The sequence below is a fragment of the Pseudomonas sp. MH10 genome, assembly GCF_034353045.1.
Lineage (GTDB): Bacteria > Pseudomonadota > Gammaproteobacteria > Pseudomonadales > Pseudomonadaceae > Aquipseudomonas.
Genome location: NZ_CP133783.1, coordinates 5,363,668 through 5,384,986, shown reverse-complemented (window position 1 = coordinate 5,384,986; position 21,319 = coordinate 5,363,668). Strand labels below are relative to the sequence as shown.

Annotated in this window: 22 protein-coding genes; 12 read left to right on the top strand and 10 right to left on the bottom strand. The window is 57.0% G+C overall.

Translation table 11 applies throughout. The features are described from left to right. Nucleotides 1-37: 37 nt before the first annotated feature. The 3 genes from RHM59_RS24330 (at nt 38) to RHM59_RS24320 (ending at nt 3,034) form a co-directional block, all read left to right on the top strand. Complete coding sequence (locus tag RHM59_RS24330) at nt 38-1,249, top strand: pyridoxal phosphate-dependent aminotransferase (RefSeq protein ID WP_322165516.1); 1,212 nt, start codon at nt 38-40, stop codon at nt 1,247-1,249. Between the two features lie 174 nt (nt 1,250-1,423). After that, nucleotides 1,424-2,311, top strand: a complete 888-nt coding sequence (gene htpX / locus RHM59_RS24325) for a protease HtpX (protein ID WP_322165517.1) — start codon at nt 1,424-1,426, stop codon at nt 2,309-2,311. 72 nt (nt 2,312-2,383) lie between these two features. Continuing rightward, nucleotides 2,384-3,034 carry a DUF2959 family protein gene (locus RHM59_RS24320; protein WP_322285612.1) on the top strand — a complete coding sequence of 217 codons (651 nt, stop codon included), beginning with the start codon at nt 2,384-2,386 and terminating at the stop codon, nt 3,032-3,034. On the opposite strand, the gene RHM59_RS24315 is transcribed toward RHM59_RS24320, so the two are convergent. Further along, a complete protein-coding gene (locus RHM59_RS24315; RefSeq protein WP_322183532.1) occupies nt 3,011-3,676 on the bottom strand; it encodes a thiopurine S-methyltransferase in 666 nt (221 codons plus the stop codon). The genes RHM59_RS24320 and RHM59_RS24315 overlap by 24 nt on opposite strands. A 103-nt stretch (nt 3,677-3,779) precedes the next feature. Here RHM59_RS24315 and RHM59_RS24310 point away from each other — a divergent pair, with 103 nt between their 5' ends. Then, a complete protein-coding gene (locus tag RHM59_RS24310) occupies nt 3,780-4,547 on the top strand; it encodes a class III extradiol ring-cleavage dioxygenase (protein ID WP_322285611.1) in 768 nt (255 codons plus the stop codon). A gap of 138 nt (nt 4,548-4,685) precedes the next feature. Here the strand turns inward: RHM59_RS24310 and RHM59_RS24305 are convergent, their stop codons facing one another. Then, the gene (locus RHM59_RS24305; RefSeq protein ID WP_322165521.1) at nt 4,686-6,401 is read right to left on the bottom strand and encodes a DEAD/DEAH box helicase; all 1,716 of its coding nucleotides are present in this window, start codon (nt 6,399-6,401) and stop codon (nt 4,686-4,688) included. Between the two features lie 385 nt (nt 6,402-6,786). Here RHM59_RS24305 and RHM59_RS24300 point away from each other — a divergent pair, with 385 nt between their 5' ends. Then, entirely contained in the window at nt 6,787-7,578 is a 792-nt protein-coding gene (locus RHM59_RS24300) for a crotonase/enoyl-CoA hydratase family protein (protein ID WP_322285610.1), read from the top strand. Between the two features lie 11 nt (nt 7,579-7,589). Here RHM59_RS24300 and RHM59_RS24295 read toward each other — a convergent pair whose 3' ends face one another. Beyond that, the gene (locus RHM59_RS24295) at nt 7,590-8,345 is read right to left on the bottom strand and encodes a spermidine synthase (RefSeq protein WP_322285609.1); all 756 of its coding nucleotides are present in this window, start codon (nt 8,343-8,345) and stop codon (nt 7,590-7,592) included. Nucleotides 8,346-8,474: 129 nt separating this feature from the next. Here RHM59_RS24295 and RHM59_RS24290 point away from each other — a divergent pair, with 129 nt between their 5' ends. Next, entirely contained in the window at nt 8,475-9,827 is a 1,353-nt protein-coding gene (locus RHM59_RS24290; protein WP_322165525.1) for a class II 3-deoxy-7-phosphoheptulonate synthase, read from the top strand. Nucleotides 9,828-10,031: 204 nt separating this feature from the next. On the opposite strand, the gene RHM59_RS24285 is transcribed toward RHM59_RS24290, so the two are convergent. Beyond that, nucleotides 10,032-11,249 (bottom strand): winged helix-turn-helix domain-containing protein, encoded by a 1,218-nt coding sequence (locus RHM59_RS24285; protein WP_322183522.1) that lies wholly within the window; start codon nt 11,247-11,249, stop codon nt 10,032-10,034. Nucleotides 11,250-11,283: 34 nt separating this feature from the next. After that, on the bottom strand, nt 11,284-12,030 hold the full coding sequence (locus tag RHM59_RS24280) for a sulfite exporter TauE/SafE family protein (protein WP_322165527.1): 747 nt from the start codon (nt 12,028-12,030) through the stop codon (nt 11,284-11,286). A 207-nt stretch (nt 12,031-12,237) separates the two neighbouring features. Here RHM59_RS24280 and RHM59_RS24275 point away from each other — a divergent pair, with 207 nt between their 5' ends. Together RHM59_RS24275 and RHM59_RS24270 are read left to right on the top strand one after the other, a co-directional pair. Then, on the top strand, nt 12,238-12,708 hold the full coding sequence (locus RHM59_RS24275; RefSeq protein ID WP_322285608.1) for a MarR family transcriptional regulator: 471 nt from the start codon (nt 12,238-12,240) through the stop codon (nt 12,706-12,708). Nucleotides 12,709-12,858: 150 nt separating this feature from the next. Beyond that, entirely contained in the window at nt 12,859-13,278 is a 420-nt protein-coding gene (locus RHM59_RS24270) for an organic hydroperoxide resistance protein (RefSeq protein WP_322165529.1), read from the top strand. A gap of 93 nt (nt 13,279-13,371) precedes the next feature. On the opposite strand, the gene RHM59_RS24265 is transcribed toward RHM59_RS24270, so the two are convergent. After that, complete coding sequence (locus tag RHM59_RS24265) at nt 13,372-13,941, bottom strand: elongation factor P (protein WP_322165530.1); 570 nt, start codon at nt 13,939-13,941, stop codon at nt 13,372-13,374. Nucleotides 13,942-13,988: 47 nt separating this feature from the next. Then, a complete protein-coding gene (gene earP, locus RHM59_RS24260; protein ID WP_322285607.1) occupies nt 13,989-15,122 on the bottom strand; it encodes an elongation factor P maturation arginine rhamnosyltransferase EarP in 1,134 nt (377 codons plus the stop codon). A 119-nt stretch (nt 15,123-15,241) separates the two neighbouring features. Between earP and RHM59_RS24255 the strand changes: the two genes are divergently transcribed. From RHM59_RS24255 to RHM59_RS24245, 3 genes are all read left to right on the top strand, one after another. After that, the gene (locus RHM59_RS24255; RefSeq protein ID WP_322165532.1) at nt 15,242-15,652 is read left to right on the top strand and encodes a hypothetical protein; all 411 of its coding nucleotides are present in this window, start codon (nt 15,242-15,244) and stop codon (nt 15,650-15,652) included. 6 nt (nt 15,653-15,658) lie between these two features. Continuing rightward, the gene (locus tag RHM59_RS24250; protein ID WP_322285606.1) at nt 15,659-16,153 is read left to right on the top strand and encodes a GreA/GreB family elongation factor; all 495 of its coding nucleotides are present in this window, start codon (nt 15,659-15,661) and stop codon (nt 16,151-16,153) included. Between the two features lie 133 nt (nt 16,154-16,286). Continuing rightward, the gene (locus tag RHM59_RS24245) at nt 16,287-16,484 is read left to right on the top strand and encodes a hypothetical protein (RefSeq protein ID WP_322165534.1); all 198 of its coding nucleotides are present in this window, start codon (nt 16,287-16,289) and stop codon (nt 16,482-16,484) included. Nucleotides 16,485-16,511: 27 nt separating this feature from the next. On the opposite strand, the gene RHM59_RS24240 is transcribed toward RHM59_RS24245, so the two are convergent. Further along, nucleotides 16,512-18,041, bottom strand: a complete 1,530-nt coding sequence (locus tag RHM59_RS24240; protein ID WP_322285605.1) for a cryptochrome/photolyase family protein — start codon at nt 18,039-18,041, stop codon at nt 16,512-16,514. Between the two features lie 168 nt (nt 18,042-18,209). Between RHM59_RS24240 and RHM59_RS24235 the strand changes: the two genes are divergently transcribed. Next, entirely contained in the window at nt 18,210-18,767 is a 558-nt protein-coding gene (locus tag RHM59_RS24235; RefSeq protein ID WP_322285604.1) for a DUF1003 domain-containing protein, read from the top strand. Nucleotides 18,768-18,914: 147 nt separating this feature from the next. Here the strand turns inward: RHM59_RS24235 and RHM59_RS24230 are convergent, their stop codons facing one another. After that, a complete protein-coding gene (locus RHM59_RS24230; protein WP_322285603.1) occupies nt 18,915-19,559 on the bottom strand; it encodes an ankyrin repeat domain-containing protein in 645 nt (214 codons plus the stop codon). Between the two features lie 107 nt (nt 19,560-19,666). Continuing rightward, nucleotides 19,667-21,199 carry a catalase gene (locus tag RHM59_RS24225; RefSeq protein WP_322285602.1) on the bottom strand — a complete coding sequence of 511 codons (1,533 nt, stop codon included), beginning with the start codon at nt 21,197-21,199 and terminating at the stop codon, nt 19,667-19,669. Nucleotides 21,200-21,319: the final 120 nt, after the last annotated feature.

Sequence of the window (21,319 nt, the reverse complement as noted above, 5' to 3'; positions counted from 1 at the left end):
TTCATACACGGGGCCGTCCACTCTCGGGATCAATCACATGCAGGTCAGCAAATCGAACAAGCTCGCCAACGTCTGTTATGACATACGCGGGCCAGTGCTCAAGCACGCCAAACGCCTGGAGGAGGAAGGTCATCGCATCCTCAAGCTGAATATCGGCAACCCGGCGCCGTTTGGTTTCGAGGCGCCGGACGAAATCTTGCAGGACGTGATCCGCAATCTGCCGATGGCTCAGGGCTACAGCGATTCGAAAGGCCTGTTCAGCGCGCGCAAGGCCGTGATGCAGTACTACCAACAGAAGCAGGTAGAGGGCGTCGGCATTGAAGACATCTATTTGGGCAACGGCGTTTCCGAACTGATCGTGATGTCGATGCAGGCCCTGCTCAACAACGGCGACGAGGTGCTGATCCCGGCCCCCGATTACCCGTTGTGGACTGCGGCGGTGAGTCTGGCAGGCGGCAATCCGGTGCATTATCTGTGCGACGAACAAGCGCACTGGTGGCCGGACTTGCAGGATATCAAGGCCAAGATCACGCCCAACACCAAGGCGATGGTCATCATCAACCCCAACAACCCGACAGGTGCGGTCTATCCGAAGGAAGTGCTGCTGGGCATGCTGGAATTGGCCCGCCAGCACAATCTGGTGGTGTTCTCCGACGAAATCTACGACAAGATTCTCTACGATGACGCGGTTCATATCGCCACTGCGTCATTGGCTCCAGACCTGCTCTGCCTGACCTTCAATGGCCTGTCGAAATCGTACCGGGTTGCAGGTTTCCGGTCCGGCTGGGTGGTTATTTCCGGGCCAAAACACAATGCCAAAAGCTACATCGAGGGCATCGACATACTGGCTAACATGCGTCTGTGTGCCAATGTGCCGAGCCAACACGCGATTCAGACGGCATTGGGCGGCTATCAAAGCATCAACGATTTGGTGCTGCCGGCTGGCCGCTTGCTGGAACAACGCAATCGCACGTGGGAATTGCTCAACGACATCCCCGGTGTCAGCTGCGTGAAACCGATGGGCGCGCTGTATGCATTCCCACGTATCGACCCGAAAATTTGCCCGATCCATAACGATGAAAAATTCGTACTGGACCTGCTTTTGTCGGAAAAACTGTTGGTGGTTCAGGGTACGGCCTTTAACTGGCCGTGGCCGGATCACTTCCGCGTGGTAACCCTGCCGCGCGTCGATGACCTGGACATGGCAATCGGTCGAATCGGAAATTTCCTAAAGACTTATCGCCAATAAGCCCGTCCGCACCTGCACCGGATGCGGCCTGAACGGGCCGCACCGCTTGCCTCTCGCCTCCGATTCGCCTGCAAACGACACAGTTTGAAATAGTCCCTCTGTTGAATAGCTGCGTGCATCGCCTTATATACCCCGCATCACGTTACATATTTTCATGAGGAGACCGTTTCGACCATGATGCGCATTTTGCTGTTTTTGGCCACGAACCTGGCAGTGGTACTCATAGCCAGCATTACCCTGAGCCTTTTTGGCTTTAACGGGATAATGGCGGCCAATCGGGTTGATCTAAACCTTAATCAGCTGCTGATTTTCTGTGCTGTTTTCGGCTTTGCCGGTTCACTGTTTTCGCTGTTCATCTCCAAGTGGATGGCGAAGATGAGCACCAGCACCCAAGTGATTACTCAGCCGCGCACTCGGCACGAGCAGTGGCTGCTGCAGACGGTTGAACAACTGTCCCGCGAGGCCGGAATCAAAATGCCCGAAGTCGGCATCTTCCCGGCGTACGAGGCCAACGCCTTTGCCACGGGCTGGAACAAGAACGATGCACTGGTCGCCGTCAGCCAAGGTTTGCTGGAGCGTTTTTCACCGGATGAAGTGAAAGCAGTGTTGGCCCACGAAATCGGCCACGTTGCCAATGGCGACATGGTGACACTGGCCTTGGTCCAGGGCGTGGTGAACACCTTCGTGATGTTCTTCGCGCGGATCATTGGTAACTTTGTCGACAAGGTGATTTTCAAGAACGAAGAAGGCCAAGGCATGGCCTATTACATCGCGACTATTTTTGCCGAGTTGGTATTGGGGTTCCTGGCCAGTTCCATCGTCATGTGGTTTTCGCGCAAACGCGAATACCGCGCTGATGAGGCTGGCGCACGGCTGGCAGGCAAGAATGCGATGATTGGTGCCCTGCAGCGTCTGCGTTCAGAACAAGGCGTGCCGGTGCAAATGCCGGACAGCCTGACCGCCTTCGGCATCAACGGCGGACTCAAGCATGGCTTGGCGGGGTTGTTCATGAGCCACCCGGCGCTGGAAGATCGCATCGAGGCGCTTCGTCGTCTCGCCTGATAAGCTTTACTCAGTGTGACGGAGGGGCGACGCAAGTCGCCCTTTTGTTTTATCTGGATAAAGGATTACCCCATGCGCCACCTCGCCCTCGCGTTCCTCGCCCTCTTCGCCTTGAGCGGCTGCCAAAGTGCGTATTTCGCTGTTATGGACGAAGCTGGCATATCGAAACGCCAAATGCTCGCCGGACGGATCGAAGACGCACGTGACGCACAGAAGGACACCAGCAAACACTTATCCAGCGCACTGGAAAACTATCGGCGCGTGGTGCACTTCGACGGCGGCGATCTAGAGAAGCGCTACGACGCGCTGAATGATGATTATCAAGCCAGCGTAAAAAGCGCCAACGCCATTCATCAACGAATCGCCTCCGTTGAAAACGTCGCCGATGCATTGTTTGACGAATGGAACGACGAACTTGGTCAATACACCCGCCAAGACTTGCGTGCGGCCAGCGCGAAGGAATTGGATCGCACCCACGCTGAATACCGCACGCTGCTAGCCACGATGAAAACCGCTGAGAGCCGCATTCCGCCCGTTCTCAGCGTGTTGCACGATCAAGTGCTGTTTCTCAAACACAACCTCAACGCCCAAGCGATTGGGGCGCTCAAAGACGAAAGCGGCCACGTGCAAAACAGTGTCTACGACTTGCTCAAGGACATGCAGCGCTCCATAGACGGCTCCGATGCGTTCGTCCGTCGCCTACAAAACAGCGCCACGCCGTAAACGATAAGCGCGCTCTTCCAGCCGTGTGGCGCCCCCGTTGAGAAATCTAGTGCTCATGCTGAGCACATCGCAGGTTTCCAAGACTTGAATCTGCCAATCGGCTGCCAACCGTTGCTGCACCTCGGCATCGGGCACTGCAAACGGCGGGCCCTCTATTTGTGACTGCTCGTAATCCAAGGTAATTAATAGCCCTTGGCAGGTTGGCGGAAGTATCTGCGCCAGATGTCGTGTATAGGACTCGCGCATCTGGGGCGGTAATGCGATCAGTGCAGCGCGGTCATAAAGGCCTGCACACTCTGCAACGTCAGCGGCCGTCAGGGCAAAAAAATCGCCACACCACAGCTCGATGGATTCAACGCTATACACCTTGAACGGGCCGCGCTGGCGGATGGTCGCTGCCAGTTGCTGCTCGCTAAAGAAATCTTCCACGGCCTTTTCCGTCAGCTCGATACCCATAACCTTGAACCCTTGCCCTGCCAACCACGCCAGATCTAGGCTTTTACCGCACAACGGCACCAGCACCTGAGCGCCCGGCGCAAGCTCAAGCCCAGGCCAGAAGCGTTGCAGGTAAGGATTAACCTGCGGCAAGTGAAAACCGATCTGGTTGAGCGCCCAACGTTTTTGCCAAAATTCTGGCTGCATAATGACTCCCAATAATTCGATCAAATCAGGCTAAAACTTATATTAGATTTAGATCAATCTTTTGCCTGAAGATGGCACCATCTTAACGCTCAGGACTCCGACTATGTTCCCTAGCTTGTTTATCTCCCATGGCTCGCCGATGCTCGCGCTGGAACCCGGCGCGAGCGGCCCGGCGTTGGCACGTATCGCTGCCGAGATGCCAAAGCCCAGGGCCATCGTGATTGTTTCAGCGCACTGGGAAAGCCAAGACCTGTTAGTCAATGGCAATCCGCAACCGGAGACCTGGCACGACTTCGGTGGCTTCCCGCCGGAGCTGTTCGCCGTGCAATACCCAGCGCCCGGCTTACCCGAACTGACGAAGCACGTGGTTGAACTGCTCAGCGCCGATGGACTGCCGGCCCGTGTCGACTCCCAGCGTCCGTTTGACCACGGCGTTTGGGTGCCGCTGTCGTTGATGTACCCGCAGGCTGATATTCCCGTGGTGCAGGTCTCGTTGCCCAGCCGCCTCGGCCCAGCACTGCAAACCCGAGTTGGTCGTGCGCTGGCGAGCCTGCGTGAACAAGGCGTGCTGGTGATGGGGTCTGGCAGCATTACCCACAACCTGAGGGAGCTGGATTGGCATGCCGGGCCCGAGAGCATTGAGCCATGGGCGCTGGCGTTTCGTGACTGGATCGTTGACAAGCTGACGAGCAATGACGAAGCAGCGTTGCACGATTACCGGCGTTTGGCACCGAATGCGGTACGTAACCATCCCAGTAATGAACATCTGCTGCCGCTTTATTTCGCACGCGGCGCAGGCGGCGAATTCAGCATTGCGCATCAGGGATTTACGATGGGCGCGCTGGGGATGGACATCTATCGGTTTGGATGAGCGTTTGCCAGATAGGCGTCAGCGGCGTGATTACGGGCCTATTCGCAGGCAAGCAAACTCCCACAGTATTTACAAAACAAAAAAATCCCCGAACCAGTCGGGGATTTTTTATTCAGACTCGATCAGCTCAAGAGCAGATCAGTCTTCGCGATAGCGACGCAGCTTCAACTGCTTGCCTGCAACGCGGGTGTCCTTGAGTTTGGTCAACAGACGCTCAAGGCCATCTTCCGGAAGCTCGACCAGGCTGAAGCTGTCGCGCACCTGGATGCGGCCGATTGCTTCGCGGGCCAGGCCGCCTTCGTTGAGGATTGCACCCAACAGGTTTTTAGCAGCGATACCATCACGCGCACCCAGCGCGGTACGGCAACGAGCACGGCCTTCAGCCAATGGAACCGGAGCGCGACGCTCACGATCAGCACCGCTGCGCTCAGGACGCTCGCTCGAAGACGAACGATCGCTGCGCTCACGTGGCGCGCTGGTTGGAACCAGTGGGCGATCACGTTCGATGGCGGCCAGGGTCAATGCTTGACCGTTGGTGGCTTTGCGCAACAGCGCAGCAGCAAGGGCACGCGGGCTGCAACCGATATCGGCGGTCAGGCGATCAAGCAGATCACCGTGAGTCGATTCAGCGTCAGCAACCAGTGGAGCCAGGCTGTTAGTCAGTTTCTTGATGCGAGCATCGAGAACGGCTTGAGCATCTGGAAGGCGAACTTCAGCTACTTTCTGACCGGTAACACGCTCGATCACTTGCAGCATGCGGCGCTCACGTGGAGTCACCAGCAGCAACGCACGGCCTTCGCGACCGGCACGGCCAGTACGGCCGATACGGTGAACGTAGGACTCTGGATCGTAAGGCATGTCCACGTTGAACACGTGGGTGATACGCGGAACGTCGAGACCACGTGCAGCAACGTCGGTGGCTACAACGATGTCCAGACGGCCATCCTTGAGCGACTCGATGACGCGTTCACGTTGGTTTTGAGCGATGTCGCCGTTCAGTGCTGCAGCCTTGTAACCTTTGGCTTCAAGCGCGCTGGCCAGATCCAGGGTCGCTTGCTTGGTGCGCACGAACATGATCAGTGCGTCGAAGTCTTCAACTTCCAGCAGGCTCAGTACAGCCGAGGTTTTCTGGTCAGCATGAACCAACAGGTGAGCCTGTTCGATCGCGGTAACGGTTTGGGTCTTGGTCTGAATCTTCACGTGCTTCGGATCGCGCAGATGGCGTTCAGCGATGGCACGGATCGATTGAGGCAAGGTCGCCGAGAACAGAACGGTCTGACGAGTTGCTGGCAACGCCTTGAAGATAACTTCCAGGTCGTCCATGAAGCCCAGCTTCAACATTTCGTCTGCTTCGTCGAGAACCAGGTGGTTCACGGTAGCGAGGACTTTTTCGTCGCGGCGAAGGTGATCGCACAGACGGCCCGGCGTAGCGACAACGATCTGCGCGCCATTACGGATTGCTTTCAATTGCGGGCCCATCGGCGCACCGCCGTAGACCGCTACAACCGTAACGCCCGGCATTTGCTTGGCGTAGGTTTCAAAAGCGGTGGCTACTTGCAGGGCCAGTTCGCGAGTTGGCGCGAGGATCAGCGCTTGAGGTTCGCGTTTGGCTGGATCGATACGATGCAGGATTGGCAGTGCGAACGCAGCGGTTTTACCCGTACCGGTTTGCGCCTGACCAATCATGTCATGGCCTTCCATGATGATCGGGATCGATTGCTGCTGAATGGCCGAAGGCTCTTCGTAGCCGGTTGCGATAACGGCTGCGAGAATATTTGGATGAAGATTAAAAGCGGCGAAGCCGCCGAATTCCTGGGTCATGGGTCTGCCTCTAGTGCATCCGCAAAGACCCATGCTCCAAAGCTGCGCGTGCCGTGTAAGACCCTAGAGTCGCCCTGGCTGCTTTGTCGGCGGGGATTTGCGAAAACGTTTGGATGAATGGATCGTCAAGGATAGCCCGCAGTGCGGACAAGCAGCCGAAGCTGGCTTCGGGGAATTGCAATACCTGTACGAGGGCCCGGTTAAAGGCCGGCGCGTACTATACCGGAATTACTGACAAAAGTGAGGGTTATTTTCAGACAACCACGACTGGGCCTCTCTTTGCCACACGCTTTGCGCAAACCCGCGTCTGTGTCTATTTTGCAAAGGCCCGGCATCGTTAGGCTGGACTGCTAAAACGGTTAATCTGCTACCGATTGACGCTCTTTCGCCCACTCCCAGCGCGCAAGGATCAATGCCCATGCTCTCTTCTAACAACGGCCGTGTCAGTCGCGAACAGCGAGGCCACGTCGTGTTGATCGGATTGGACCGTGTTGCCAAGCGCAACGCGTTTGATATCGATCTGCTTAACGCATTGAGCCTCGCTTACGGCGACTTTGAGCGCAACGCGTCGGCGCGAGTCGCGGTGGTCTACGCCCATGGCGAGCACTTCACTGGTGGGCTGGATCTGGTCAGCGCCGGTCCTGAACTGGCCAACGGCTGGACGCTGCCTGAGGGCGGTTACGACCCGTGGGGGGTGTTCGCCGGACCCAGGGTCACCAAGCCGGTGATTGTTGCCGCCCAAGGTTATTGCTTCACTATTGGAATCGAGCTGTTGCTGGCTTGCGACATCAATCTCTGCGCCAGCAATACCCGCTTTGCACAGATGGAGGTGCAGCGCGGCATCTTCCCGTTCGGCGGCGCCACGTTGCGCTTGCCGCAACGGGCAGGCTGGGGTAACGCCATGCGTTGGCTGCTTACTGGCGATGAGTTCGATGCTCACGAGGCGTATCGAATGGGGTTGGTCCAGGAAGTGATGGCCAGCGAAGACTTGCTGCCCCGCGCGGTGCAATTGGCGACGCGCATTGCTGAACAGGCGCCGCTTGGGGTCTACACCACGCTCGCGTCGGCGCGTCAGGCATTGCTTGAAGGGGAAACTGCCGCTGCAAACAACCTTCCAGCGCTGACCCGACAACTGATGGCCAGCGAAGACGCACAGGAAGGACTCAATGCCATGCTGGAACGCAGACCCGGCGCCTTCAAAGGTCGCTAGTCGCGCAGTTGTCAGGTTGCCGGGCGAATGACCTTGATTAACGGCAGCAGTGAATAACCCAAGCGCGGAGCCAGGGCTTCTGCACGCTCGGTCAAGGCTTGCAGATCGAGAACCTGTTCGAGGTCTGCCGGCACAATCAGGATGACATTGCCCTCCTTCACCGGCAGCTCCCAATAATGCCGGTGATAAAGCCCACGCAAAAGCGCCGCGCCCAACGGTTTTCCGTCATCGGCCGCCCATTGGTTGATCACCAGCCAGCCGCCCGGATTCAGACGTTTCTGACAGTTTTCCAGGAATTTCCAGGCCAGATGCCCGACACCCGGCCCCACGTCCGTGTACAGGTCGACGAAGATCAGGTCAGCGGACTCGGCGCTTTCGAGCAACTCCAGGGCATCACCGATGCGAATGTACAGCCGGGGATCATCCTCCAGCCCAAGAAACTCGAAAGCCAGACGCGGGACATCCGGGCGCAACTCGATGGCTTCGACGTCTTCCAGAGGCAGGAACTTGAGGCAAGCCTGAGTCAGCGTCCCGGCGCCGAGCCCCAGAAACAGGGCACTTTCCGGCGCTTCATGGCACAACGCAGCGATGAACATTGCACGGGTATAGTCGTACTCCAACCAGCTAGGGTCGGCCGTGAACGTGCAGCTTTGCTCGATGGCATCGCCGAACTCCAGGAATCGATACTCGTCCACTTCCAGCACACGGATCATGCCGAAGGCATCGTGTACTTCGGCCAGTAAACGCTCGACGCGCTCCTCAGTCATTGCTTCTCCTAACGGCATTGCGGCAAGCGGGGAACGCGGATTGTCGTCTGTGCAGCCACTGGCAAGCAAGCCTGCTCACACAGGGACTGTTAACATGCCGGTCCGACTGCATTGACCTGGATTTTCAACATGAGCCAACCCTGGAGCCCCGACAGCTGGCGGGCACTGCCTGTTCAGCAGCAACCTCAATACCCGGACGCCGCGCATTTGTTGCGGGTCGAACAGACGCTGGCAGGTTATCCGCCGCTGGTGTTCGCCGGAGAAGCGCGGGAGTTGCGTCGCCAGTTTTCCGAAGTCACCCAGGGTCGGGCGTTTTTGCTGCAAGGCGGCGATTGCGCGGAGAGCTTTGTCGAGTTCTCGGCGGCGAAGATTCGCGACACGTTCAAAGTGTTGCTGCAAATGGCAATCGTCATGACGTTCGCGGCGGGGTGTCCGGTGGTCAAGGTCGGGCGTATGGCGGGTCAATTCGCCAAACCGCGCTCGGCCAACGACGAGACTATCGGCGGCGTGTCGCTTCCGGCCTACCGTGGCGATATCGTCAACGGCATTGGTTTCGATGAAAAAAGCCGCGTGCCAGACCCTGATCGTTTGTTGCAGGCTTATCACCAGTCCACCGCGACGCTGAACCTGCTCCGTGCATTCGCTCAAGGCGGCTTTGCTGATTTGCATCAGGTGCATCAGTGGAACCTGGACTTCATCGCCAATTCGGCGTTGGCAGAGAAGTACAGCCAAATGGCTGGGCGCATCGACGAAACCCTGGCCTTCATGCGCGCCTGCGGCCTGGACACTTCGCCGCAATTGCGTGAGACCAGTTTTTTCACCGCCCACGAAGCGTTGCTGCTGAACTTCGAACAAGCCTTCGTCCGTCGCGACAGCTTGACCAACGATTATTACGACTGCTCGGCCCATATGCTCTGGATCGGCGACCGCACCCGGCAATTGGATGGGGCTCACGTCGAATTCCTGCGCGGTGTGAACAACCCGATCGGGGTAAAAGTCGGCCCGACCATGGACCCGCAAGCGCTGATCCGGCTGATCGACATCCTCAACCCGAGCAATGACCCCGGCCGCCTGAACCTCATTGCGCGCATGGGGGCGAACAAGGTTGGCGATCACTTGCCGCAATTGATTCGCGCCGTGGAACGGGAAGGTCGCAAAGTGCTCTGGAGTTCGGACCCGATGCATGGCAATACGATCAAGGCCAGCAGCGGCTACAAAACCCGAGACTTCGCGCAGATTCTCAATGAGGTTAAAGAGTTCTTCCAGGTGCACCAGGCCGAAGGCACTTACGCCGGTGGTATTCACATCGAGATGACCGGGCAGAACGTCACCGAGTGCATCGGTGGCGCACGGCCGATCACTGAAGACGGCTTGTCGGATCGCTATCACACCCACTGCGACCCACGGATGAACGCCGACCAGTCACTTGAGTTGGCGTTTTTAATTGCAGAGACCTTGAAGCAGGTTAGACCGCGCGCTTAACGCTGTAAGAGCCAACGTGTTGGCGAAGGCGCTTCGGACCTATCGCAGCCTTCGGCAGCTCCTACAGAAATCTGTGCAGCGCCAAACCGTGGGACCGAATTTATTCGGGAAGGCTTCAGTCCTGACACCCTGCACCTCAAACCACACAAAGTGCCACCCAGTTTGCTGCGCGACAGCGCGGCGTCGAAGACGTGGCGGACCCTCCTACAGTAAACTCAAAAACGCCACCCGCAAGCGCGCCGCACTGGCGCGCTGGCAGTTGATCTGCACCTGCGCCAAGCCGAGCCAGTCGGCCATTTGCCGGAGGTTTTTAGCCAAGGCCAACATCCCCTCTTCGTCCAGGCCCTTCTCTTCTTCATGCACCGCATGCACCGCCAACCGTCCGAGAACACGTTCGGCACGCAGGTCCACACGAGCAGCGATTCGTTCGTTGTGCAAAAACGGCAGCACGTAGTAGCCGTAAACACGTTTGTCTTGTGGGGTGTAGATTTCCAGACGATAGCGAAAGTCGAACAACCGCTCAGTACGACTGCGTTCCCAAATTAGCGAATCGAACGGCGACAGCAGGGCGCTGGCGCTCACCTTGCGCGGCAGTTTTTGCTCTGGCAGGCAATACGCCGGTTGGCGCCAGCCTTGCACTTGAACCATCTGCAACGCCCCGGCCTCGACCAGTTGCGCCAATCCCGAACGACTCTGCGCCGGGGCCAGACGAAAATAATCGCGCAAATCCTTATCGGTGCCGACGCCCAACGCCGTCGCCGCGTGCAACAACAACCCGCGTTGCGCCTCACCTTCGCTGATGTCTGGATGATCAAGAGTCGCTGCCGGCAGCACCCGTTCCGGGACGTCATACAAACGCTCGAATCCGCGACGTCCGGAGACCGTCACCTCCCCCGCCGCGAACAACCATTCCAGCGCGTGCTTCTCGGCGCTCCAATCCCACCAAGGTCCGGCACGCTCTTGGCGAGTGCTCAGACTCCCCGCACCCAACGCACCTTGCTCACGAACCGTCTGTAACACCTTGGCGATGGTCGCTTGCTGCTCACGACCAAATTTGGCCATTTGCTGATAGATCCCCACGCCTTGCGACGCCTGACGCATGCGCCATCGCAACAGGGGATAAAGACTCAAGGGCAGCAACGACGCCTCATGGCCCCAATACTCGAAAAGCTTGCGCTGACGGCCTTGGCTCCACGCGGCTTGATCCAACAATGGCTGGGCATAATTGCCCAAACGAGAAAACAACGGCAAGTAATGCGAGCGCACTAACGCGTTAACCGAATCAATCTGCAAGATCCCCAGGCGCTCGATCAACTGATTGACGTGGGAGGCCTTGATCGACGCAGGCGGCTGACGCCCTGTGAATCCTTGAGCGGCCAGCGCGAGACGGCGTGCTTGTTTGAGCGAGAGTTCTGCGGACATTCAGGCCTCCTGGTAGCTACGAAAGCTTTAAGCTTTAGACTTTAAACCCAAGCACCACCGCGCAGACCACTAGAAAACCGCAAAACAGCGTCCGCAGCAGTCTTTCCGGCAGTGAGTGCGCAAGCCTTACGCCCCAACTGATGCTGGCCAGACCGCCGACGGCCAAGGGGATGCCCATGTGCCAATTGACGTGTCCATGCACTGCGTAGGTGACCAAGGTGATCGTGGTGCTGGGGGTCGCCAAGGCCAGCGCCAGCCCTTGAGCGACGACTTGGGTCGCGCCAAAAACGCCGGTCAGGATCGGCGTAGCAATAACCCCTCCACCGACGCCAAACAATCCGCCGGTGACACCCGAACCCAGACCCAACACCCATAGCCATTTGGCGTGACGCAGTTCAGTGCTGGCGCCGCCACTACGCCAGACCATCTGGATCAGGTTGAACAAGGTCAATACGATCAAAAAGCCCACAAACGCCAGCCGCATGCTGTGCGGGTCTAGCCGCACCGCCCACAACGATGTAATCCAGGCCAGGCAAAAGCTTGGAATAATCAGCATCAGCGCATTACGAAGAGAAATGCGATTGCGCTGGTTATAACGCCACAAGGCCAACAGTACGTTGGGCAACACCATGAGTAACGCAGTGCCTTGCGCCAGTTGCTGGTCAAGGCCAAACAACACCCCAAGCACGGGAATGGCCACCAAGCCGCCGCCGATGCCAAACAACCCACCTAGCGTCCCCATGGCAGCGCCGAACCCTACAAACATCACGATTTCGATCACGCCCACACCCCAATCAACTCATGCGCGCATGCTACGCAGTCCGGCCCAGGCAGGAAACGCAAGGCTGGCGCTAATTACTTAGCATTTACTGAATGCAGGCTTCACGGTTCATGAACGTCTGTGGAGCCGTGTCTGTACTGATAATTTATCTGGCGCATTAAACACTGCAGCACTAAATTAATGCACCCCTGATACAGAGGATTTCCCATGAGCACTGACGACCACTCCACCAACGATGCGGGGACGTACGATCACCTGCTGCTCGACAGTCAGCTGTGCTTCGCCCTGTATTCGACGTCCTTGATGATGACCAAGGTTTACAAGCCGCTGCTGCAGGCGCTTGGGCTTACGTACCCGCAGTACTTGGCAATGATGGTGCTGTGGGAGCGCGACGGCCTGACGGTAGGCCACGTCAGTACTCGGCTGTTGACCGACCCTGGCTCACTGACGCCGCTGCTTAAACGTTTGGAAATGGAAGGGCTGCTGAGCCGGACCCGGAGCAAGGAAGATGAACGGGTGGTACTGCTGCACTTGACCGAGCAAGGCCGAAACCTGCGCGAAAAAGCCAAAACGATTCCATCCTGCATCCTCGGCGCGTCCGGGATGACCCTCGCTAAGTTGAAACTGATGCAAGCCGACCTCATCGCAGTGCGCGGGAACCTGCACGACACCTTATAGACCCCGTTCAGCGCTGCTGAAATTTGTCCGCACGCCTCTTATGCAAAATTTAGCTTGCGCGCTAAATACTTGCGCGATACATTCACCTCGCACTAGTTAGCGCGCAAACATTTAGCGCGACAAACCCTACATCGACGCGAGGCTTTAACCATGGACACTCTCTACACCGCAGTTGCAACCGCTACCGGTGGCCGTGATGGCCGTGCTGTTTCCAGCGACAACATCCTCGACGTCAAACTGGCGACCCCGAAAGAACTCGGCGGTGCTGGCGGCGCAGCCACCAACCCTGAGCAGCTGTTCGCTGCCGGCTACTCGGCTTGCTTCATCGGCGCGCTGAAATTCGTCGCCAGCCAAACCAAAGCCTCGATCCCAGCAGACGCTTCGATCACTGCCCATGTTGGCATCGGCCAGATCCCAGGCGGTTTCGGTTTGGACATTGACCTGCACATCAGCCTGCCAGGTCTTGAACAGGCCGCGGCACAAACACTGGTCGATGCTGCGCACGTGGTCTGCCCGTACTCCAATGCCACGCGTGGCAACGTTGACGTACGTCTGCACGTCACCGTTTGACCCTTTGGTTCTCATGCTGAATGGCATGACGAACGCACAAAAAAACCCGACGCTATGGTCGGGTTTTTTCGTTGCAGCGATAAAAGATTGCGCTTATTTAGCGCGACCTTTGTACGAACCGCCGTCACGGGTGTCGATTTCGATCTTGTCACCGATGTTAACGAAGTCAGCAACGCTCAGCTCAGTGCCGTTTTTCAGCTTGGCTGGCTTCATGACTTTGCCCGACGTGTCGCCACGAGCGGAACCTTCGGTGTAGTCAACTTCACGGACGATCGTGGTCGGCAATTCAACCGATACCAGACGATCTTCAAAGAAGATGGCTTCGCAGACGTCAGTCATGCCTTCTTCGATGAACGGCAGAACCGCTTCAAGGTCTTCAGCGTTCAGCTCGTACATGGTGTAGTCAGTGGTGTCCATGAACGTGTAAGTGTCACCGCTGATGAAAGACAGCGACGCTTCTTTACGGTCAAGGATCACGTCTTCCAGTTTGTCGTCAGCGCTGTATACGATCTCGGTCTTGTAACCGGTCAACAGGTTCTTCAACTTGGTCTTCATGATTGCGCTGTTACGACCAGACTTGGTGAATTCAGCTTTCTGAACCAACCAAGGGTCATTTTCGAGCTTAATCACTGTGCCGGGCTTGAGTTCTTTACCAGTTTTCATTACGAATATCCGAATTTGGATGGATTTACAAAAATCTAGGCCGCGTATCATAGCCAATTTACATAAAACCTTACTAGCGCCGCGGCAAGATCGGCCTGCAACGCCTGTTCCAGACACCAACGCTCAGCGTGTTCATTGACCTCAGGCCAGTGTAGTTGCAGCTCAAACCAGCGCGGCCCCATTTCAATACCGCTGTTCCAGGCCCGCCACACGCTCTTTAATGCTTGGCTAGCGTCTGGCGACAGGCCATTGAGGTAAAGCTCAAGAAACGCGTCGAGCTTGACCCAATGCGCATCGTCGTCTTGCTCATAGATATGCCAAAGCAGCGGTCGACCGGCCCATTGCGCACGGACGAATGAGTCCTCGCCGCGCACCGCGTTGAAATCGCAGCTCCACAGCAGTCGGTCGTAATCCTCTTGTCGAACGAAGGGTAAAATCTGCACGGTCACTGCGCCGCGCCGTTGCAGCGCGCCCGCGCAGAGACCATCGACGTCGAGCCAACGCTGTACATCGCCGAGAATTCGTCCTTCTGGCACCAGCAGGTGAGTCGGCCGAGTGTCTGCCGCCAACACGTCCAACCAACTGGCTAGTCCCGGGTTCTCGTACGCAAACAGCGAGATCAGCCGAGCGTTGTCCGCGGGTTCGACACCCAGCCCTTGCAGGAAAGCCTGCCGCGCCAGTGGATCGAGCTGGAACGCATGACGCTGGTCCAGCAAGCCCGCTTCGCGCAGCAAGCCGCCCGTGTCTGGGCGAAACCCGGGAAAGAAGAAAATCTTGCGCAGGCCATTGGGTTGCGGCGACGGCAGCGCATGGCAACCGGACACCCATTCCTCCGCGCTCAGGTATTCCAGATTCAGCCACAGCGGTGGTCGCGAGCACTGGGGCATCGCGTCGAAGTAAGCCGGCGGTAGGCGACAGGCAAAGGCTTCAATGACTACATCTGCTACTTCGGTCTGCTGCCAATCTTTGCTCCAGTGACAGACGCTCACGCCGTCCTGCCATTGCTGTGCCGCAGTGACATCGGCGCCAGGGCATAAACGGGCAAACGGTTGCAGATCATCGACCCACAATCGAACCGCGAAGCCGTGCTCGGCAGCCAGTTGCCGGGCCAGGCGCCACGTCACGCCGATGTCGCCGTAGTTATCCACAACGCTGCAAAAAATATCCCAGGAGGCTCTCATGCCCGGCTCTCTAAACACTGAAGCGGATGATTGTCTGTCATAACGGTCTGCAAGCTCCAGCTTCAGGTGGCTCCCGTGCGACAATCGCTGGCATCCACCGTTCACGTCAGGAACTCGCAATGCCCACCCATCCGTTGAAACTGATTTTGTGCATCGCGCTGGGCGTTTGGCTCGGGTGTGTGGCTGTCGCGGTGACCGGTGTGTTCGCTTATGACTCATTGATCGCCAGCAAGGTCAGTGCGGTGAGCGCGGCCATCAACCAGATCAAGTTCCACATTCCGCACAAGGGGCAAGCGGCGCCGGAATCGACGCCAGAACAAGAGCAGGCGCCAGAATTGGAGTCGAATAACTCGATGTTCGAAAAGTACAAACAGAACCTGCAGGACACTCAGGCGCGGCAGGACGATGATCAAGCCAAAGCGGTTCGGGAAAAACGCATCAGCGGGCCGAAATGCCAGTTCTGGCTGCAACAGGATCAGACCGCTCCCAGCGAAAAAACCCGCGCCAACGTCAATTTATTCTGTGGTTAAGCGCTGATGCCTTGCTCCCTCGATAAAAACACCGTACTTCAATTGATCATCGCCAAGCTCAAGATCGATTTGGATGTATTGCAACGGGCGGCGCAGACCGCCTACGAAACGGCGACCCATGAAGAAAACATCGCCGAGAATAAATACGACACCCTCGGTTTAGAGGCGTCGTACCTCGCTACGGGCCAAGCCCGACGCGTTGAAGAAATCCGTCAGTCACTGCTACTGTTCCAGAACCTCCACCTGCGGCCTTTCGATACGCTGCGCGGCATTCAGATCGGGGATTTGGTCAGCCTCGAAACCGACACGGGCAGCCAGCAGCAACTCTTTATCGGGCCTGATGCCGCTGGTCTGAAAATCCAGCAAGGCGATAGATCAATCACCGTGATCACACCCCACGCTCCGCTGGGAAAAAGCCTTGTCGGCAAGGCGCGAGGCGATACTGTTGAAATAGTTATCAACCACGCACGGCAATCGTTTGAAGTGATTGAGGCTCAATAAACTATCCATTTGGAGGGTTGATCAGCTCAACTTATTCTGGGTAAGGTGGCGGCAGCATCACCATCAGTGTCCCTGGACGGATATCTCCAACTGATATCTCCAGGTGCATGGACTCATTAAAAGGAGATTTTTCATGTCGAACGTCGTTAGTTTTCCAGACGCCCATGAACGTGATCGCCTCAAGTCCAATGATCATCCTGGGTTGTTATATCTGAGCAGCAAAGAGCGCCTGCTGATTGAGGCGCTTCGAGTGACCAGCCATGCGGGCCGGCAATACATTTATGAATACGCCCACATCATGCAGGCGTCCAAACCGTTGCATCCTGATTGAGGCCGTATCGGGCACAGATGACCGTGATTAAAGCGAATCCAGTGAAGCTCGCAGTGTGAGTGCTCGTTCCTGCAGAGCAGTCACCGCACCACCGTCCATAATGCTCAATTGCCGATAAACCATACTCAGCCGAGGGTTGCCTTCGAGCTGAGTCTTGTTGCGTTGAAAAAAATCCCAATACAGTGCGTTATACGGGCACGCTCGCTCGCCGAGGCGGGCTTTTTTGTCGTAGTGACAGCCCTTGCAATAGTCGCTCATACGGTCAATGTAGGCAGCGCTCGACACGTAGGGCTTAGTCGCCAGCAAGCCGCCGTCGGCAAACTGGCTCATACCTAATGTGTTGGGCAACTCGACCCATTCAAACGCATCGATGTACACGCCCAGGTACCAACGATGCACCTCCTGCGGATCGAGCCCGGCCAACAGCGCGAAGTTACCGATCACCATCAGTCGTTGAATATGGTGTGCGTGGGCATTTTCCAGCGAGCTGCCAATGGCGTGCGCCAAACAACGCATGCGGGTTTTTCCGTCCCAGAACCACGACGGCAGCGGCTGGCTGTGGCCCAACGCATTAAGTGATTCATAACCGGGCATTTGTGCCCAGTAGACGCCCCGGACGTATTCCCGCCAACCGAGGATTTGTCGAATAAAGCCTTCGGTAGCTGCCAGCGGCGCCAAACCCGCGCGGTAAGCCGCTTCAGCTTTGCCCACGACTTCCCGCGGATTAAGCATTTTGGTATTGAGCGCAAACGACAACAGTGAGTGAAACAAGCGCCAGGCATGGCTGCTCATGGCGTCCTGAAAGTCGCCAAAATGCGGCAAGGCCATTTCGATAAAGTAGTCCAGTTGCACCAGCGCTTCCGCGCGGTTCAGCGGCCAGGCTAACCGCTCGGCATTTGGCTGGCCAAAACTGCCTACTCCGGCGGCGACGATACTCGCCCACAACGCTGAATGATCATGGCGCACGCGCATATCTTCAGGTTCGAACGGCGTACCCGGCCAGCGTTTACGGTTGTCATGGTCGTAATTCCACTGCCCGCCGGACGGCCGGTTATTAGCGTCCATCAACACCTGATGGGTGACGCGCATGTGCCGGTAGAAGTGCTCCATTAGCCATTGTTTACGCCCGGCAAACTGCTGCGCGGCGGCGTCACGGGCGCTGTAGAAATGTTCACTGTCGACCTTGCACCAAGGCCGCGATTGGCCCGCGCAGTACTCGGCCAATTGTGCATCCAGCCGCCACTCATCGGGGGCCTGGTATTCGAACCGGTTAACCTGAAGAGCGCCCAGCAGATGATCAAGATTACCGGGCAACGATTGACGATTCTCAGGGTCATCGATGCACAGGTAATGCACCCTATGCCCCGCTTCTCTGAGCCCCCGCGCGAAGTCGCGCATACCCGCAAAGATCGCGAGAATCTTCTGCGCGTGATGCAAGACGTAATCCGTCTCTTGACGTATCTCCATCATCAGATAGATGAAGTCCCCCTGCGTTTCCTGAAACCAACTGTGACACGGGTTGAGTTGGTCGCCGAGAATCAGCCGAAGGTGGGTCATGTCAAATGCTCGAAAAAAGATTGGCGTTAGAGCGGGGAGATTAAGCGATGTTCAGCCTGTATTCAGGCACAACGCTTGCCAAGCATATCGAGTCTGCTGGCGGTCACCTATAGTGGCGCATGGGCCGTGAACGGCCCGCTTGCTTTGAACTGAACACAGGATGTCGTCATGACCCCCGTTAAGCCCGAGAATACTGCAGCCGAACCCGTTGCGCCGAAAAAACCGCTGGTGGACCATTTGCGTTTTCATAACGCTCACGCTCACCTGATGTCCACGTTTGGCAATGACACCTTTGCCCTCAAGGCGGAGGCATTTGCACGGTTCTTCGGCACACCCACTTTTTTGGGCGCGCAAAGCCTGATTGTGATGGTGTGGATCGGGCTTAACGTCGCGGGGCTGACCCATTTCGATATCTACCCCTTCATCTTGCTCAACCTGGCGTTCAGCTTGCAGGCAGCCTACGCCGCGCCGTTGATTCTGCTGGCGCAAACCCGCCAAGCTGCGAGGGACAAAGCCAACGCGGATGCAGACGCACAGCACCGAGAAGCCTTGGCGGTGGCCAACGAACAACGGCTGGCCAGTGCGGCGCATAATTCGGCGCTGATGCTCGACCTGTTGGAACAAAACACCCACCTGACCGAGATGACAAAAGCCCTCACCGAACGGATCGAAACCCTGACCGTGGAAATGCATGGGCATTTTGTGAAGAAACCTGCGGGTATTTAAATTGTAGGAGCGCGCTTGCAGTGGAACGCGCAGCAACCCCAAATGGCTGACCCGGTTCCAACTGAAGACACAGCGTGACTGATTTTACGACCGCTGCGCAGCCGATCGCGGGTAAGGACTTTGGCACTGCCAACATCTGTAGGAGCGTCAATCCTGTGCACCGACGGCACGTAATGCGGCGGCAGCTTGCAGGTTGCCCTGTTTTTCGACGATGGTCAGCGCACTGTTGCCCTTGGCATCGAGGTGACGGGGATCGGCGCCGTTGGCGACTAAACGGGCAATCATGTCCAGTCGTCCGAACAGCGCTGCAAATGACAGTGCCGTTTGGCCTGTGTTGTTCACCTGATCGACCGGACAATGGCCCAGCAACTGGGCCGCAACCCCCTCCTCCCCTTTGAACAGCGCGCCCATTAATGCGGTATTGCCATTGTGGTCGGGTAAACAAGGATCGGCGCCTGCTTGAAGAAGCATCGACACTTCATCTGCCTGGCCATGGTAAGTCGCCAGAATCACTGCGGTATACCCCGAGTCGCCTTGCAGGTTGACCGGGTAACCAGCCTGCAATAACGCACGGGTGATGTCCTGGCGCCCTGCCCGTGCAGCGTCAAACCATTCGGTGTCGTAAGTGTGTGGATCAACGCGTTTTATGTCGGATTTTGTCTGAAAATGATCGGCGGTTTTTGGCAGCCAAGCATTGGGGAATATCACATGGGCAACGCGGTAGCTGACGATTGCCAGCACACATAAAACGACGCCTGCCACCGTAAGCCGGATGCGCAGCCTGGAATTCATGGAGGGATCCTCGTTAGATAGATCCCCAGTAGGCGCTGCCAACGGCCGCGATATCCATCACGACTCATTGCAGCCTTCGGCAGCGCCTACAGGGGTATTTGCTACGGTCAATCCTGCAACAAAGCGGCTGCGGTTTTGACCCGACCGACATCGCTGTGGGTGGTTTTGGCCAACCGCGTACCGTAATCAGTATCGGCTTTGTAGAAGTACGAAAGCATCGCGTACTTGTTGCTGTCGTTAGTGACCTTGCTCAAATCACCGCCCAAGGCTTCGACCAAATAACCTTTGTCCGCGTCGGAAAGACCACGGTAGTACTCACCCGCCTGCGCAAAGTTGTTCGGCTTATGGATCGCCAATTGTTGGGTGACGCCGCTGACAGGCGTAGCCGCATACTTGTATTTAGGGTCTTGAGCAAGCTCATGCACGCCTGACGGCTCGAAGTTGATGTTGCCCTTGCGACCGCTGGCGTTCATCGCGCCGTCTTGGCTGTTGTTGACCACCGGTGTCAGCGGACGGTTGATCGGCAGTTGCTGATAGTTGGCGCCCAAGCGATACATTTGGGTATCGGCATACGCGAACAAACGGCCTTGCAGCATGCGATCTTCTGACGCTTCGATGCCTGGGACCAGACGCGATGGGGCAAACGCTGATTCTTCTACGGATTCAAAATAGTTATCGGGCATGCGGTTAAGCGTCATGGTGCCGACTTTCTTTTCGGGTACACCGATCCAGACCTTGGTGTCGTCCAGTGCGTCATAGTTGAATTTACCCAACTCGCCCGGCGTCAGGACTTGAACGTAGAGGTCCCACTTGGGAAAGTCGCCCTTGTTGATCGCGCCATACAAGTCGTTGGACATCATGTTCCAGTCATTGCCCAAGGACTTGGCAATATCATCCGGCTTCAAACCATGCACGCCTTGCTGGCTTCTCCAGGCGAACTTCACGTAATGCACTAAGCCCTCGGCGTTGACGAACTTGAAGGCATGTACCGCCGAGCCGTTCATGTGGCGGTAGGAATCCGGCATGCCTTCTACCGTGTACAGACGGGTGAGCATGTGGGTCGCTTCTGGCGTGTGAGCGAAAAAGTCGAACGCCAGATCCGGGTCTTGCACGCCGGTTACAGCGCTTGGTTTATTCGCATGGACAAAGTCGGGAAACTTGATCGCATCACGAATGAAGAAGATCGGCCAGTTGATGCCGACCATGTCCCAGTTACCCTGATCGGTATAGAACTTGACCGCGAATCCGCGAGGATCGCGGGCCTGCTCAGGCGAACCGCGATAACCCATGACGGTACTGAAACGCACGAAAACCGGCGTCTTGCTGCCCGGCTTGAATACGTCGGCCACGGTCAGATCGTGAATATCGGCAGACGGCACGAACTCGCCAAATGCGCCGGTACCCCGAGCATGCACCACACGCTCAGGGATACGTTCGCGGTCGAAACGCTGAAGCTTCTCGATCAGGGAAGCGTCTTGAAGTAATACCGGACCAGCAGGGCCTGCGGTTTGTGAATTCTCGTTGTCGCCGATGGGCGCACCGGAATCACGGGTAAGTTGCTCAGTTTGGGCAGCAAATGCCTGACCGCTGACTAAGGTGGCCAAGACGGTGAGGCGCAATATTATAGTTTTGGTGGACATTAGGAACTCCTATGGGCAGAAAACGCGCTCAAAGGATGGTCACTGTTTCATGGATGAAACAGCTTTCAGAACTTATCGGTTCGATAGCAAAGCTTCATGGAACCGGTTTCTGTCCGATAC